The following is a 15,224-nucleotide window of genomic DNA, read 5'->3' as shown; positions in this document are numbered from 1 at the left end:
CGCTCGCACTGACGTGCCATCCATTGGCGCGATCCGCACCTGCGTTTGATAGATATCAGCTCAAGCCTCTCAGTCCCGAGGAGCCTCAGATTCACGAGAGTGCCCAGGGTCCCCGCGCCACGCCCACCAGCGGCCGTACCGCGCCGACCCCCCGTCCCGTACCCGGCCCGCGTCCCGCGGCGCCACCGCGACCCGGACGTCCGGGTCCCTCCAGGCCCATGCCGCCCGCGCAGCGAACCCCGCGCGACTCGGCGGGTGCCCAGAAGCCGGGGCCGAACGCCCCTGCCGCCACGCCGACTTCGGCCTCCCAGCCGCAGATCCAGCTCATCCCGGCCTCGGTCGAGGGCGCGCTGGACGCCGCGGAGGAAGCCCTCGACATGCTGCTCGACTCGGGCCGTGCGCCGGGCGAGGTCCTGGTGGTCACCACGGGTGACCCGCACCCGTGGGCGGCCCACGAGCTGTCCTTCGGTGAGGACTCCTACTGGGCGCAGCACGACGCGCGCGACGACGTCTTCTACGCCGACGCCTCCGCCCTGGGGCGCGCCGCGTCCCGCCCGGTGGTCGTCGTCGCCGTGAACGGCGGAGCCGAAGAGGTGGCCACCACAGCGCTGCCGAGTGCGCTCGGTCGGGCCGGTGCGCTGCTCATCGTGTGCGGCGACCCGGAGCGCATCAACTCAGCTCTGGGCGCCGGGGTCTGACGCGCCGCTTGCCGGCTGCCCGCACCGTGAAACGGTGTCCGGGGAGTCCGGCAGGCGGGCGCGCGTCGGCCTCCGTGCCGTTCAGCGCGCCGCTGCGCGGCGGAGCGCCTCCGTCGTGGCGCCGCCGGTGCGTGGCGCCGACGGCTCCTCGGCCCCCAGGGCCTCGGCGACGGAGCCCATGCTCGGGCGCCGTCCTGCCCTGCCCTCGCCGAGTACCTGCCAGCCGTCCCGCGTCATCGTGATGTACGCGCCGCAGCGCAGGCCGTGCAGCGTGCACGCGTCACGCAGCCCCCACATCCAGGCCCCGTCCTCCTCCGTCCAGCGGGTGTCCCCCTCGCGGCAGTACAGCATCACCGCGGTGCGCACCGGCGTACGGCGGCGCAGGTCGTGCGGGATCACCCGGCGCAACTGGGACAGCAGGGCGTTGCGGAACGTCCAGCCGTCGGTGGTGCTCTCGCGGCGCACGAACGAGGCGCTGGCCCGCAGGCGCTCGTCGGGATCGAGCACGGCTATGACGACGGTCTGTGGGATCGGCCGGTGGCGGGAGTGCAGGCCGCTGACGACCTCGCGCGGGTTGCGCAGCAGCGGTATGCCGGCCGCCGCCCACTCCGCGGGTTCGAGCAGCCTTGTCGGTCGGTTGACGGAATCGGCGGACCTCTCGGTGCGCATCGAGGACGCGGACATCGATACCGCCGAGGACGGAGCGAATCCGAAGGTCACGGTCCTCCCTTCGGCTAGACGCCCACACTGAGGGCGGGGTCGGATTGGGAGCGCACCGCGACACAGCTCTACCGTCCACCGGATCACGCGGAGCCGCGCGGGAGCAGCTCCAATTCTTCCCGTCGCAGTGGCAGAGGGCAACGAGCAATTGGGACCGCGTTCCTGTATCTGACGATGCGTCGTCAATATCCCTGCCCAAAGGTCGGATCGCTACGCGTTCCTCACCCCTGCACCGCCAGGACCAGTGGCAACACCCCCTCGGCACCGGCCCTGCGCAGCAGCCGGGCCGCCATCGCCAGCGTCCAGCCGGTCTCCGTGTAGTCGTCGACGAGCAGGACCGGGCCACCCGCTTGCGCGAGCGCCTCGGCCAGCTCGGCGGGGAGCGTCAACGTGCCGTCGAGGGCGCGCAGCCGCTGGGCACTGTTGCTGCGCGGGATGTGCGCGGTGTCGCTGCCCGGCGCGTACGAGACGCTGCCCAGCAGTGGCATGCGGCCGACCTGCGCGATGCCCGCGCCCAAGGACTGGATGAGCTGCGGGCGCGTGTGGGACGACATCGTCACCACGCCTACGGGGCGGGGCGAGGCGTCGGCGGAACCGGATGCCCAGCCGCCCGGCCCCTTGGCCCAGTCGGCGAGCACCTCGACGACAGCTCCCGCCACGTCGTCCGGCACCGGGCCGTCCGGAGCCTTCGGAGCGAACATGGGGCGCAGTCGGTTCCCCCAGCCGATGTCCGACAGGCGACCGAGAGCCCGCCCGGAGCCGGCCTGCTCGCCCGCCGGAATGCGGCCCTTGAGGTCGATGCCGACGGCCGCGAGCCCGGTGGGCCACATCTTCCTGGGCTCCACCTCGACACCGGGACGTCCGAGTTCACCGCGCGCCGAGTTCAGCGCTTCGGGGGAGACGGTGTCGGAGAACCGCGGCTTCGCGCAGTTGTCACAGCGGCCGCAGGGGGCAGCCTCCTCGTCGTCCAGCTGGCGGCGCAGGAACTCCATGCGGCAGCCGCTCGTCGTCGCGTAGTCGCGCATCGCCTGCTGTTCGGCCTCGCGCTGCTTGGCCACCCACGCGTAGCGCTCGGTGTCGTACGCCCAGGACTGCCCCGTGGCGATCCAGCCGCCCTTCACCCGGTGCACCGCGCCGTCCACGTCGAGGACCTTGAGCATGGTCTCCAGGCGGGAGCGGCGCAGTTCCACCAGCGGTTCGAGCGCGGGCAGGGAGAGCGGCCTGTCGGACTGTGCGAGTACGTCGAGGGTGCGCCGCACCTGCTCCTCCGGAGGGAAGGCGAGCGAGGCGAAGTAGCGCCAGATCGCCTCGTCCTCCTTGCCGGGAAGCAGCAGTACCTCCGCGTGGTCGACTCCACGCCCGGCGCGGCCCACCTGCTGGTAGTAGGCGATCGGCGAGGACGGGGAGCCCAGGTGGACGACGAAGCCGAGGTCCGGCTTGTCGAAGCCCATGCCGAGCGCCGACGTGGCGACCAGCGCCTTCACGCGGTTCGCCAGGAGGTCCTCCTCGGCCTGCTGCCGATCGGCGTTCTCCGTCTTCCCCGTGTACGAGGACACGGTGTGGCCGCACTGTCGCAGATAGGCCGTGACCTCCTCCGCGGCGGCGACGGTGAGGGTGTAGATGATCCCGGAGCCAGGAAGCTCGTCCAGATGGTCCGCGAGCCAGGCCAGGCGGTGTGCGGCGTCGGGCAGCTGGAGGACCCCGAGGCTGAGGCTCTCGCGGTCGAGCGGGCCGCGCAGCACCAGGGCGTCCGAACCGGATCCGGTGCCGAGCTGATCGGCCACGTCCGCCGTCACGCGCGCGTTGGCCGTCGCCGTCGTCGCGAGGACGGGGACGCCCTGTGGAAGCTCGGCCAGCATCGTGCGCAGGCGGCGGTAGTCGGGGCGGAAGTCGTGCCCCCAGTCCGAGATGCAGTGCGCCTCGTCGACGACGAGGAGGCCCGTGGCCGCCGAGAGTTGCGGCAGCACGTTGTCCCGGAAGTCGGGGTTGTTGAGCCGCTCCGGGCTGACCAGGAGGACGTCGACCTCGCCGGCCGCGACGTCGGCCCGCACGGTGTCCCACTCCTCGGTGTTCGACGAGTTGATGGTGCGGGCACGGATGCCCGCACGCTCCGCGGCCTCCACCTGGTTGCGCATGAGCGCGAGCAGCGGGGAGACGATCACGGTCGGCCCGCCGCCGCGCTGACGGATCAGCGCGGTCGCGACGAAGTACACCGCGGACTTGCCCCAGCCGGTGCGCTGCACGACGAGGGCCCGACGATGGTCGGCGACCAGGGCCTCGATGGCGCGCCACTGGTCCTCGCGCAGTCTGGCCTTGCCGCTCGGATCGCCGACGAGTCGGGCGAGAACGGTATCGGCGGTCGTCCGCAGCTCTTCGTTGCTCATGCCCCCATGCAACCCGATCGCACTGACATCACGCGAACGAGCCCGCCGACTGTGGACAACTCCTGTCGTGTCCCTGATCGGGGTTATCCACAGGTCGAACCGGAGTCGTTCATTCCGCGGCATGGTCGGCGCATGACGAATCACAGCGAGTCGGCCGGGATGACCGGCGAAGCAAAGATCACTCTCCGCACAGCGGGCGAACTCGCCGAGGCGCTCCCGTACTTGCTCGGGTTCCGGCCCGACGACAGCATCGTCCTGGTCGCCCTGCACAAGGGGCGTTTCGGCGGTCGGGTGCGCCTCGGCATTCCCGAGCGCACCGAGGACTGGCAGGCCGTGGCGCGAGAGATGGCCCAGTGCCTGATCGGCGAGTGCGAGCGCAGGGACGGCCACCCCGACAGCGTGGTCGCGTTCCTCTGCCAGGACGCCCCGACCCCCGGACCCGATTCGGGGCGGCGGATCATGCGGCGGCTCAGGCCGCTGGCCCAGCTCCTGCGCACCGAATGCGGCGCCCTCGACGTGCCGGTCACGGAGGCGCTGTGCCTGTCGGAAGGCAGGTACTGGTCCTACTGCTGCGCACGCGCTGAGTGCTGCCCGGCCGAGGGCAACGTCATCGCGACCGACGGCACCTCGGTGATGGCGGCCACGGCGGCCTTCGCGGGCATTCGGGTCCGAGAGTCCCTGGGGAGGATGAGGGCGCGCCTGACCCCCTTGGCGGCGGGGCTCGTCAGGGATCAGACGCGTGCCCTCGACGCGGCGGCGATGGATCTCGTGCCGAGGATCCTGGCCGGTACTCCCCGTGAGGAGGTGGAGGAGGCGACGCTGGATCTGGCCCGTCTGGTCATGCGGCGCCTCGCGGACGCGCCGGGGGCGGAGGACGCCCTCGCCGCCGACCTCAAGGACGACGAGCTGCTCGCGCACGACGAGGCCGCGTCCCTGATTCTCGGTCTCCAGGACCGGGTGACCCGAGATCGGGCGGCGGAGTGGATGGAGGGCGAGGAGGGCGTTCAGGCCCTGCGCCTGTGGAGGGCGCTGGCGCGCCGGTGCGTCGGGCCGTACGGGGAGTACGCCGCGGCACCACTGGCACTGGTGGGGTGGGTGGCCTGGTCGCTCGGCGACACCGTAGAGGCGGACCAGGCGCTGGAGATGGCCCTCGGTGCCGATCCGCGCTACGTGTTCGCCCGCTTGCTCAACGAAGCGCGCGCGGAGGGGCTCGACCCCGAGCCGGTGCGGCGCTCCCTGCGAGCGCGGCGGACGAACCCGGACTCGGATCCGGACTCGGACTCGGATCTTGACTCGGACGCGAACCTGGACCTTGATCTGGGCCTGGCATCGGACAAACCGGCCGGGGTGGCCGAGGGCGCCTCCACGAGTACCGGCGGAGGCGCCGGACCTCGGCCGTCCGCGGTGGCCGTCCCCGGAGGCGCCGATCCAGGTGTGTCCCGTGCCTCCCGCGGCCTGGAGGCCGCCCTACGGCGACGGGGCGAGCGGCGCCCCGGAGCCGGGACACGTCCCGCACGGGCGGGCGTGCGGGCACCGCGGCGGCCGACGGAGCCCCGCCGCCCCAGGCGACAGCGGAGCGGGGGCGACGGATGAGGACCGACCGCCCCACGGGTCCGCGTTCTCGCTTCGCGATCCTGTGGCGTTACTTGGAGTGGGTGCGCCCCGTTCATCTCGGTGAGCGGTGGCGGCGGCCGGGCCGCGCCGCCGAGATGCGGGGCAGGTCACCGGCGGGCCGTACCCGCCAGGGAAGAGGAGCGAAGATGGCATCCGACCCTTCGCCGCAGTACCCACCTACGGTGCGCGACGACGATGCACTCCGTGGCCCTCTGGCGGTTCGTGAGGTGGCCGGGGCGTCGGCCCCGCATCGCGCCTTCGATGCCGTGCTGCCCGAGTCCGGGCAAGGACGGCCACGTACGCCTCCGGGCCTCCCGGGCCTTCAGGCGCCTTCGTCGGGACCCGCCCGTGCGCTGCGGCGGAGCACGGAACTCGCGCCGGTTCACCAGGCGTTGATCTGTGTCGCCCTGCCCGGCCTCGCGATCTCTTCGAGCCCGGGACAGCTGACAGGGCAAGGACTCGAAGGCTTCTACCACCGGGGCAGACGTCTGCTGTCGCGCTGTCAGATCCGGGTGGCGGGGCGTGAACCGACCGCCTTGCAGGCACGCATGATCTCCGCGGACCGGGCCTTCTTCACGGCGACGCTGCGGGCGGCCGCGGCCGCCGGGCCCGACCCCGACGTCTTCGTCGAGCGGATCCGACACGCGGAGGGCACGGAGGACATCACGTTGCGCAGCTTCGCGCAGCGCACGCTGCGGCTGCCGTTCGAAGTGGCTCTGGGCACGGATCTCGCGGACCTCGGCGCCGTCGCGGCCGGGAGCGGCGGGCGCGAACTGCCTGCCATGGTCCATGACAGCGGACTGCGCTGGCCGTCACCGCCGGGCGGCGGGCCGGCCGCCCTCGTCACCGTGACGCCGCCGCCGACGGACGCCCTGGCATCCGCCGGCCTGCTGCGCTGGGACTTCGAACTTCCACCGGGCGGCAGGCGCACGGTGCGGCTGCGGGTGCGGGAGATCGGTGAAGGCACCCGCAGAGCGGCCGGGCGCAGCGCAATCCGGCCGTTCGCCCAGGCCATGGCGCAGGGGGACGACCCGCGCGTGGGCCCACTGCTGCGCGCGGGCATCGACGACCTACAGGCGCTCCTGGTGGGTGATCCTGCGCATCCGGGGGACGTCTGCGTGGCCGCGGGCGCCCCGTGGCGCTGCGGTCCGGCCCCCGCCGAGGCCCTGGCGGCCGCCCGGATGGCCTTGCCGCTGGGGACCGCGCTCGCCCTCGGCACGCTGCGAGCCCTCGCCCGTACGCAACTGCGCGAGCCCGGCGCGGCGTTCGGGAAGCTACCGGGGCCGATGCGGCAGGCGGGTGGGCAACTGCCGTCACGTTGCACGGGGGTCGAGGCGACTCTCCTGTTCCCGGTCCTGCTCGCCGAGGCCAGACGCTGGGGCCTGGGCGAGCCCGAGGTGGCGGAGCTACTGCCGGCCGCCGAGCGCTGTCTTCAGTGGCTGCGGAGCACCGCCCGCGAAAGCCAGTACATCCCGGATCCCGGCCCGGGAGGACCTCAACGGTGCGAGACCCAGGCGCATGCGCATCGGGCGGCCCTGCTCGGTGCCGACCTGCTGGACGCCCACGACAGACCCGGCGGCGGCGAACTGCGCCAGTGGGCCGAGGAGCTGCGGCGGCGTTTCCAGGAGGACTTCTGGGTCGAGGACCGAGGCGGAGGGCGACCGGCGGCCGCGCGCATGGCGGACGGGCGCAGGTCGGCGTATCTGGGCAGCGACGCCGCGCACCTTCTGGACACCGGGCTGCTCGGTGCGGGTGAGTGCGCGCCGGGCCTGCTGGACAAGGTGCAGACCGAGCACCTCGCGAGGCTCTTCGGCGCACCGGGGCTCGATTCCGGCTGGGGGCTCAGAAGTCTGGGGGTGAAGGAGGCGTCGTACAACCCGTTCGGGCACCGCTCGGGGGCGGTGCGGGTGCACGAGACCGCTGTCGCCGTCGCGGGCTTGTCCGCCGCCGGGTACGAGAATGAGGCGGCGTCACTGATCAGAGGTGTCCTCGACGCGGCCGACGCCTTCGACGGCAGGCTGCCCGAGATGTACGCGGGGTTGCAGCGGGTCGAGGGCGGCGTTCCGATGCCGCACCCCGCCGCGTGCCGACCCGCTGCCGTGGCGGCCGCGGCCGGCGTGCTCCTGCTGGCCACCCTCGTGGGCGTCCGCCCCGACGTGCCGGCCCGGACGGTGACGCTGTCGCCGATGCGCAGCGCCCCGCTGGGAGAGATCGGGCTGACCGGGCTGCGGGTCGCCGGGCAGCCGTTCTCCGTACGCGTCAGCAGGCTCGGCCTCGCCATGGTGGAGGAGGCTTCGGGCGAACTGCAGTTGGGCGTGTGACGGGCACGGACCCTGACGGGCCTGGACTCCTGCGCACCGCTCGACGCACGGTGGAGCAGGAGAGCGAAGGGAGTGTTTATCGTCAGGCAGACGACTATGATCGTTCCATGTCGCCCTACGACCCGTCGGCCTTTCCGCCCTTCGCAGTCACCGTCGATCTGGTCGTGCTGACCGTGCGCCGTCACGCACTGTGTGCGTTGGCGGTACGCCGTGGTGAACCGCCGTTTCAAGGGCGTTGGGCCTTGCCCGGCGGGTTCGTACGGGACGACGAGGACCTGACCGCGGCGGCCGCGCGTGAGCTGATCGAGGAGACGGGGCTGTGCGCCCACGACCCCATGGCACCGGCACAGGACAACGGCGCACACCTGGAACAGTTGGCCACCTACGGCGACCCGAAGCGGGATCCACGGATGCGCGTGGTCAGCGTCGCCCATCTCGCGCTCGCCCCCGACCTGCCCGCGCCGCGCCCCGGCGGCGACGCGCACAGCGCGCGGTGGGCCCCGGTGGAGGCGCTGCTGAAGCACGGTGGCTACGGGCGCGAGGACGAGCAGGCGGCACCGTTGGCCTTCGACCATGCGCAGATCCTGGCGGACGGCGTGGAGCGGGCGCGCTCAAAGATCGAGTACTCCTCGCTCGCCACGGCGTTCTGCCCGCCCGAGTTCACCGTCGGCGAGCTGCGCCGCGTCTACGAAGCCGTATGGGGCGTCGCGCTCGACCCGCGCAATTTCCACCGCAAGGTGACGGGCACTCCGGGCTTCCTGGTGCCGACCGGCGGAACCACCACCCGCCAGGGCGGTCGGCCGGCCCAGCTCTTCCGCGCCGGTGGGGCGACACTTCTCAACCCGCCGATGCTGCGACCGGAAGCCTGATCGATTCGCGGTGAGGACGAGGTGCGTCTCACGCGTCTCACGCACCTCACGTGCGGTCCGAGTGGCGCCCAGTGGGGCACGGCGGTACCGGCGGGAGGCCCGGAATCGTGGGCACTCGCATAGGCGCGATGCCCGAAAAGTACTGAATATCGCGTTATCTTGCTGAAGTACCTCAGGGGTTTGCCCGTCGCCCTGTCGGCGGGTGGGCCCCGGCCGCCGAGCGGTCGCCCGTCCTGCGAGAGAAGCGATGATCCAGGCCATCGGACTGACGAGTAACGCACGCAAGGGGAGCCCGCCCGCGGTCGACGACGTGTCCTTCGACGCGAGCGTCGGCCGTGTCACCGCCCTGCTCGGCGCCCGCCGGTCGGGCAAGACCACGGCTGTACGCCTGATGCTCGAACTCCAACAGGGCCGTGGTGTCACCTACTTCAGAGGTCGCCCGCTGCACCGCATCGCCCATCCCGCGCGGGAAGTCGGCGTACTCCTCGGTGACGTGCCCGGCCACCCGGCCAGAACCGTCCGGGGGCACCTGCGCATGCTCTGCTCCGCCGCAGGCGTGTCCGTGCGCCGCGCGGACGAAGTGCTTGAGGTGGTGGGCCTGGTGAGCCTGCGAGAGGAGCGCCTGGGCAGTCTGTCGCGCGGCATGGACCGACGGCTCGGCCTGGCCTGCGCGCTGCTCGCCGATCCGCACACGCTGGTGCTCGACGACCCCGCGGCGGGCCTCTCCGTCAGGGAGGGCAAGTGGCTGCACGGCATCCTGAGGGCGCATGCCGCGCTCGGTGGCACGGTTCTCTTCACCACGGAGGACGCCAAGGAGGCGGCCCGGGTCGCCGACCGCGTCGTCACGCTCGACCAGGGCAGGGTGGTGGCGGATCAGGATGTCGCCGACTTCGCCCGTACCCGACTGCGGCCCCGGGTCGCGGTCCGCAGCCCGCACGCCGCGAGGTTCGGCGTCCTCCTGGCGAAGGAGGCACGTACGGCCAAGCGCTCCGTCGAGGTGGTCACGGAGGACGGCAGCAGGCTGTCGGTGTACGGGAGCACCTGCGCGGACGTGGGGGACGTCGCGTTCCGGCACGGCATCCTCGTGCACCAACTCGCCGACGAGACAGGCGACGCGGGTCCTGCGGCGGTGACGCCCCTCGCCACCGCCACCGACACCGACACCGACATCCGGCCGGACAGCGGCGACGGCGGCATCGACGCGGACGCCAATGCCCGGGCCGGCACCGGAACCGACGGCCCGGCCGACGTCCCCGCGTCCATCGCGCCCCTCAACGCTCTTTCCCCCACCAGCACCTTCGTGCCGCTCGCCGGTGCGGCATCGCCCTCGCGGGCACAGCGCCGAGCCACCTCGAACGACTTTGCGCCTGGGAGTGAATCCGCGCGCGAGGCGTCCGTCGCGCTGCCGACGCTGCCGCCCCCGATCACCGTGCGGACCGCCCGCGGCCCGCTGCGCCCGGTGCGCTACGAACTGCGTCGCGCGACCGGCATCGCCACCGGTCATGTCACCGTCGCACTCGTTCTCGCCGTCTCCGCACTCCTCTCCGTACTGCTCGCACGTGCCGGGCACACCCCGCAGCCACGTCTGATCGCCGCCTGGCCGCAGGCCCTTCCGCTGCCGCCCGCCGCCCTGGGGGCGGGACTGCTCGGAGCCTTCGCGTTCGGTGACGAATTCCGCCACCCGGCCCTCGCGGCCGATCGCGGAACCGTCCCCCGCCGCCTGGGACTTCTCGCCGCGAAGCTGCTCGTCGGTGCGGCGGGCGCCCTCCTCCTGGGCGTTCTCACCGTCGTCGGTGATGCCGCGCTGCTCCACCTCGTATACGGACCGGAGCTCACGCACGTTCCCACCGATTGGCTCTCCCTGAGCGCGAGTTGGCTCGCCCTGGTCATCGGTTGCGCCTGGGCGGGCGTTCTCGCGTCCGGCCTGTTCTGGTCGACGGCGGCCGGACTCGCCGCCGTGGTGGCCGTGCCGATCATCATTGTGCCGCTCGTACAGAAGGCCTTGGAGGGACCATCTGTGCGAACAGCGGCGGGACTTCCCGGACGCCTGCGTGATCTTGCGCTGGTGGACTGGCCGTTCGGGATCGAGCGGTTCGCCGCTGCCGGAATGCGGATGATCACTCAACCTGTGGGCGGTGCGCTGATGTTGTCGTTGAGCGCTCTGCTCTGCGCATATCTGCTCACAGCGCTGCGTACTCGGGCGCGGTGACGACCACCCGACGCCTTCCGGTGCCTCATTGAGCACAACTCCCCGTTGAACGCCCACTTCTTTCCGATAAGGCGTCAAGTGCAGCGAGGAGGGAGATCACCCTTTCGTGTGCTTTTCACCAAAGACCTCAAGGGAGTTGGGGACGGCGCCGACAACAGATTCCGTGAGTACCCTTGCGCACACCATGATGACCGCCGCCCGCTCCGCCGAATCAGGCCTCGCAGGACCGGGCGAACTCGACCGCTACCCCTATGTGGAGTCCACCGCCGACCGCGTCGGCAGTCCCGCCTGGGAGAGCCCCGACCCGGATCTCGGCCGGGTGGGCCGACGTGCCGGGGGAAGCCGGGGGCGCGGTCTGCACGGCCAACTCGTCCAGCAGCTCGGGCAGATGATCGTCTCCGGCGACCTCGGTGCCGACCGCCCGCTGGTTCCGGAGGAGATCGGCCAGCGTTTCGAGGTCTCCCGCACCGTCGTCCGCGAGTCCCTGCGCGTGCTGGAGGCCAAGGGCCTGGTCAGCGCCCGGCCGAACGTCGGCACGCGCGTGCGGCCGGTCAGCGACTGGAACCTGCTGGACCCGGACATCATCGAATGGCGCGCCTTCGGGCCGCAGCGCGACGACCAGCGGCGCGAGCTGAGTGAACTGCGGTGGACGATCGAGCCCCTCGCCGCGCGGCTCGCCGCGGGGCACGGCAGGGAGGACGTGCAGCAGCGCCTCGCCGACATGGTGGAGATCATGCGGCACGCGCTGGGGCAGGGCGACTCGATCACGTTCTCGCGCGCCGACGCGGAGTTCCACTCCCTGCTCATTCAGCTCGCGGGCAACAGGATGCTCGAGCACCTCTCCGGCATCGTGTCCGCCGCGCTGCACGTCTCCGGCGGCCCGGTCATCGCCTGCGACCGTCCGAACGAGACGGTCGTCGCGCACCACGCGCGCATCGTCGACGCGCTCGCGGCGGGTGACGCTTCGGCCGCCGAGGCGGCGGTGCGTCAGCTGCTCACGGTCCACCCCGAAGTGGAGCGCGTGGTGCCGGCTCCCCGCGAGCACTGATCGGGCCAGGGGCGCGACAGGCCGGGCAGGGCGAACCGTGGGTCGCCGGACGGTGCCGCATGTGCGACGTGGGCGCGGAGCATGTGCAGGAGGGCGCCATCCGGCGACCCGAGGCGTAGGCGGAAGGTTCGTTCTCCTCTGGGGATCCGCTCTTCGGGGGCCGCCATCTGCCCGGACCGGTGAAGCCGCATGACCTGTTCTGTCCGTATCAGTCAGTCTTTGACCGATAACGCGGTGTGACTCGGGCCACGCAGATTGGGCGTAACGCTCCTCGGGGTAGCGCGATGACCTAAGAGGTGACAGCCGAGGAGGGAATACAGCAGCCGCTTGTGGCGCTGTCCATCTCCCAGGCTCCTGCCCGCGCCGTCGGCCCATCCCCAAGCCGGCGGTCGTCGGCTCCGGTCCACACAGGACGGGGCCGGAAGCCGTTTTCCAACGTTCCGAGAGGTTGTTCGTGTCGGCCAGCACATCCCGTACGCTCCCGCCGGAGATCGCCGAATCCGTCTCTGTCATGGCGCTCATTGAGCGGGGAAAGGCTGATGGCCAGATCGCCGGCGACGACGTGCGCCGTGCGTTCGAAGCCGACCAGATTCCGGCCACTCAGTGGAAGAACGTTCTGCGCAGCCTCAACCAGATCCTCGAGGAAGAGGGTGTGACGCTGATGGTCAGTGCCGCTGAGCCCAAGCGTCCCCGAAAGAGCAGCGTCGCAGCCAAGAGTCCGGTCAAGCGCACCGCGACCAAGACCGTCGCGGCCAAGACGGTCACCGCCAAGAAGGTCGCCGCCAGCACCACCCCCGAGCCGCCGGCCGTCGAGGCCGTCGACGAAGAGGCCGAGCCGGCGAAGAAGGCCGTGGCGAAGAAGGCGCCGGCCAAGAAGGCCGCCGCCAAGAAGACGGTCGCCAAGAAGACCGCCGCGAAGAAGACCGCCGCCAAGAAGGACGACGACCTTCTTGAGGACGAGGCGACCGAGGAGACCGCTCCCGCCGCCGGTAAGGCCGCCGAGGGCGAGCCTGCCGAGGAGAAGGAAGGGCAGGGCTTCGTCCTGTCCGACGACGACGAGGACGACGCGCCGGCCCAGCAGGTCGCCGCCGCCGGCGCCACCGCCGACCCGGTCAAGGACTACCTCAAGCAGATCGGCAAGGTCCCGCTGCTCAACGCCGAGCAGGAGGTCGAGCTCGCCAAGCGCATCGAGGCCGGTCTGTTCGCCGAGGACAAGCTGGCCAACGCCGACAAGCTCGCGCCGAAGCTCAAGCGCGAGCTGGAGATCATCGCCGAGGACGGCCGCCGCGCCAAGAACCACCTCCTGGAGGCCAACCTCCGCCTGGTGGTCTCCCTGGCCAAGCGCTACACCGGCCGCGGCATGCTCTTCCTGGACCTCATCCAGGAGGGCAACCTCGGTCTGATCCGCGCGGTCGAGAAGTTCGACTACACCAAGGGCTACAAGTTCTCGACGTACGCCACCTGGTGGATCCGTCAGGCGATCACCCGCGCCATGGCCGACCAGGCCCGCACCATCCGTATCCCGGTGCACATGGTCGAGGTCATCAACAAGCTCGCGCGCGTGCAGCGTCAGATGCTCCAGGACCTGGGCCGCGAGCCCACCCCGGAGGAGCTGGCCAAGGAACTCGACATGACCCCCGAGAAGGTCATCGAGGTCCAGAAGTACGGCCGCGAGCCGATCTCCCTCCACACCCCTCTGGGTGAGGACGGCGACAGCGAGTTCGGTGACCTCATCGAGGACTCCGAGGCCGTCGTCCCGGCCGACGCGGTCAGCTTCACGCTCCTCCAGGAGCAGCTGCACTCCGTGCTCGACACCCTGTCCGAGCGCGAGGCGGGCGTCGTCTCCATGCGCTTCGGTCTCACCGACGGTCAGCCGAAGACCCTCGACGAGATCGGCAAGGTCTACGGCGTGACGCGTGAGCGCATCCGCCAGATCGAGTCCAAGACGATGTCGAAGCTGCGTCACCCGTCGCGCTCGCAGGTCCTGCGCGACTACCTCGACTAGTCACAGGCGCTGAACGGTCCTACGAAGGCCCGGCACTTCCCGCTCGCGGGAAAGTGCCGGGCCTTCGTCGTGGGCGCTTGTGGGCGGATCCTCGCGGTGCGCGGCATGTCCCCCTGAATGACTCTGGGTGGGCTGTTGCAACCCAAAGTGAGGAGACCGTATGCGACGCCCTTTCGCGAAGGTGCTGACCGCCCCACTGGCCGTGCTGGCCGCGGCGGCGGTGCTGCCGTTGGCCTCCCCCCAGTCGGCGGCCGCCGACGAGGGGATCGTCGGCGGGCATCGGGTCGACGCCGCCAAGAGTCCCTGGGTGGTGGCGCTCGGAAGCCGTGACCGGTTCGGGGGTACCCGCGCGGGTCAGTTCTGCGGGGGAGTGGTCGTCGGACGGTCGACGGTGCTCACCGCTGCCCACTGCCTGGGGGAGGACGTGCTCGGCGCGCCGCGCGACCAAGTGGGGGATCTCAAGGCGATCGTCGGCCGCGGTGATCTTGATGCGTCCAACGGCACCGAGGTGCCCGTGCGCAGCGAATGGATCAACCCGGCGTACGACGGCCGGACCAATGCCGGCGATGTGGCGGTCCTCACACTCGACACACGGCTGCCCGAGGGATATGTGCTCCCGATCGCCGACAAGGGTGACCCGGCGTACAAGGCCGGCACCGAGGCCTCTGTCTACGGCTGGGGCGACACGACCGGGGCGGGCGACTACGCGCGTACGTTGCACGCCGCACAGGTGCAGGTTCTCGCCGACGCCGAGTGCAAGAAGGCGTACCCGCCGGGTGGCACGGACGGGACGTACAAGCCGTCGTCGATGCTCTGCGCGGGCGAGCCCGCCGGAGGCAAGGACGCCTGTCAGGGGGACAGCGGTGGCCCGCTGGTCGCAGGGGGCAAGCTGATCGGACTCGTGTCCTGGGGGAGCGGGTGCGGGCGTGCGGGCAGTCCCGGCGTCTACACACGCGCCTCGGAGGCGCTGCGCGTCCTGCAGCAGCACGCCTGACGCGCCGTACGGATACGAGGACGGGCGGCTGCTCCTGTGGTCAGGAGCAGCCGCCCGATCACCGGCCTGATGCCGGAGCTGGCTCGTCGGGTGTGCGAGGCGTCAGCGTTCCTCGGTCTCGGCGTTTGCCGGAACGGCGGTCAGTCGCTCCGTCTCGTCCTGTATCTCAGCGGCGATCTTCTTGAGTTCCGGCTCGAACTTGCGACCGTGGTGGGCGCAGAAGAGCAGTTCACCACCGCTGATCAGAACGACGCGCAGATATGCCTGGGCGCCGCAACGGTCACAGCGGTCAGCGGCCGTCAGGGGGGTCGCGGGGGTCAGAACAGTAGTCACGTCGCCTCTTCTCTAGCTCGACGAGCTGT

11 protein-coding genes are annotated in these 15,224 nt (G+C 71.4%); 8 read left to right on the top strand and 3 right to left on the bottom strand.

The genetic code is table 11. The features are described from left to right. Positions 1-23 precede the first annotated feature (23 nt). Positions 24-698 (top strand): hypothetical protein, encoded by a 675-nt coding sequence (locus ACNYS0_RS11930; protein WP_422410563.1) that lies wholly within the window; start codon positions 24-26, stop codon positions 696-698. Positions 699-779: 81 nt separating this feature from the next. On the opposite strand, the gene ACNYS0_RS11925 is transcribed toward ACNYS0_RS11930, so the two are convergent. Together ACNYS0_RS11925 and ACNYS0_RS11920 are read right to left on the bottom strand one after the other, a co-directional pair. Then, on the bottom strand, positions 780-1,418 hold the full coding sequence (locus ACNYS0_RS11925) for a hypothetical protein (RefSeq protein ID WP_422473097.1): 639 nt from the start codon (positions 1,416-1,418) through the stop codon (positions 780-782). 221 nt (positions 1,419-1,639) lie between these two features. Further along, the gene (locus ACNYS0_RS11920; RefSeq protein ID WP_422473095.1) at positions 1,640-3,802 is read right to left on the bottom strand and encodes a RecQ family ATP-dependent DNA helicase; all 2,163 of its coding nucleotides are present in this window, start codon (positions 3,800-3,802) and stop codon (positions 1,640-1,642) included. Positions 3,803-3,934: 132 nt separating this feature from the next. Here ACNYS0_RS11920 and ACNYS0_RS11915 point away from each other — a divergent pair, with 132 nt between their 5' ends. The 7 genes from ACNYS0_RS11915 (at position 3,935) to ACNYS0_RS11885 (ending at position 14,862) form a co-directional block, all read left to right on the top strand. After that, complete coding sequence (locus tag ACNYS0_RS11915; protein ID WP_422473093.1) at positions 3,935-5,395, top strand: DUF4192 domain-containing protein; 1,461 nt, start codon at positions 3,935-3,937, stop codon at positions 5,393-5,395. A 374-nt stretch (positions 5,396-5,769) separates the two neighbouring features. Then, complete coding sequence (locus ACNYS0_RS11910) at positions 5,770-7,737, top strand: glycogen debranching N-terminal domain-containing protein (protein ID WP_422482598.1); 1,968 nt, start codon at positions 5,770-5,772, stop codon at positions 7,735-7,737. Between the two features lie 107 nt (positions 7,738-7,844). Then, complete coding sequence (locus tag ACNYS0_RS11905; protein WP_266714958.1) at positions 7,845-8,606, top strand: NUDIX hydrolase; 762 nt, start codon at positions 7,845-7,847, stop codon at positions 8,604-8,606. 247 nt (positions 8,607-8,853) lie between these two features. Then, positions 8,854-10,815 carry an ABC transporter ATP-binding protein gene (locus tag ACNYS0_RS11900; protein ID WP_422473091.1) on the top strand — a complete coding sequence of 654 codons (1,962 nt, stop codon included), beginning with the start codon at positions 8,854-8,856 and terminating at the stop codon, positions 10,813-10,815. A gap of 163 nt (positions 10,816-10,978) precedes the next feature. Next, positions 10,979-11,863, top strand: coding sequence for a FadR/GntR family transcriptional regulator (locus ACNYS0_RS11895; protein WP_422473089.1), 885 nt, complete (start codon positions 10,979-10,981; stop codon positions 11,861-11,863). A 454-nt stretch (positions 11,864-12,317) separates the two neighbouring features. Next, positions 12,318-13,868: an RNA polymerase sigma factor gene (locus ACNYS0_RS11890; RefSeq protein WP_422473087.1), complete on the top strand. Its 1,551-nt coding sequence runs from the start codon at positions 12,318-12,320 to the stop codon at positions 13,866-13,868. 160 nt (positions 13,869-14,028) lie between these two features. Then, positions 14,029-14,862, top strand: a complete 834-nt coding sequence (locus tag ACNYS0_RS11885; RefSeq protein ID WP_422473085.1) for a serine protease — start codon at positions 14,029-14,031, stop codon at positions 14,860-14,862. Positions 14,863-14,964: 102 nt separating this feature from the next. Here the strand turns inward: ACNYS0_RS11885 and ACNYS0_RS11880 are convergent, their stop codons facing one another. Further along, positions 14,965-15,195 (bottom strand): DUF7455 domain-containing protein, encoded by a 231-nt coding sequence (locus ACNYS0_RS11880; RefSeq protein WP_422473083.1) that lies wholly within the window; start codon positions 15,193-15,195, stop codon positions 14,965-14,967. Positions 15,196-15,224: the final 29 nt, after the last annotated feature.

It is taken from the genome of Streptomyces anthophorae, assembly GCF_049310305.1.
Classification (GTDB): domain Bacteria; phylum Actinomycetota; class Actinomycetes; order Streptomycetales; family Streptomycetaceae; genus Streptomyces.
Note: the sequence above shows the minus strand (reverse complement) of the source record. Positions and strands in the feature narration are given on the sequence as shown.

Coding starts and splice junctions, on each gene's coding strand:
- ACNYS0_RS11885 (WP_422473085.1), top strand. CDS start 14,029: ATGCGACGCCCTTTCGCGAAGGTGCTGACCGCCCCACTGGCCGTGCTG.
- ACNYS0_RS11905 (WP_266714958.1), top strand. CDS start 7,845: ATGTCGCCCTACGACCCGTCGGCCTTTCCGCCCTTCGCAGTCACCGTC.
- ACNYS0_RS11900 (WP_422473091.1), top strand. CDS start 8,854: ATGATCCAGGCCATCGGACTGACGAGTAACGCACGCAAGGGGAGCCCG.
- ACNYS0_RS11915 (WP_422473093.1), top strand. CDS start 3,935: ATGACGAATCACAGCGAGTCGGCCGGGATGACCGGCGAAGCAAAGATC.
- ACNYS0_RS11920 (WP_422473095.1), bottom strand. CDS start 3,802: ATGAGCAACGAAGAGCTGCGGACGACCGCCGATACCGTTCTCGCCCGA.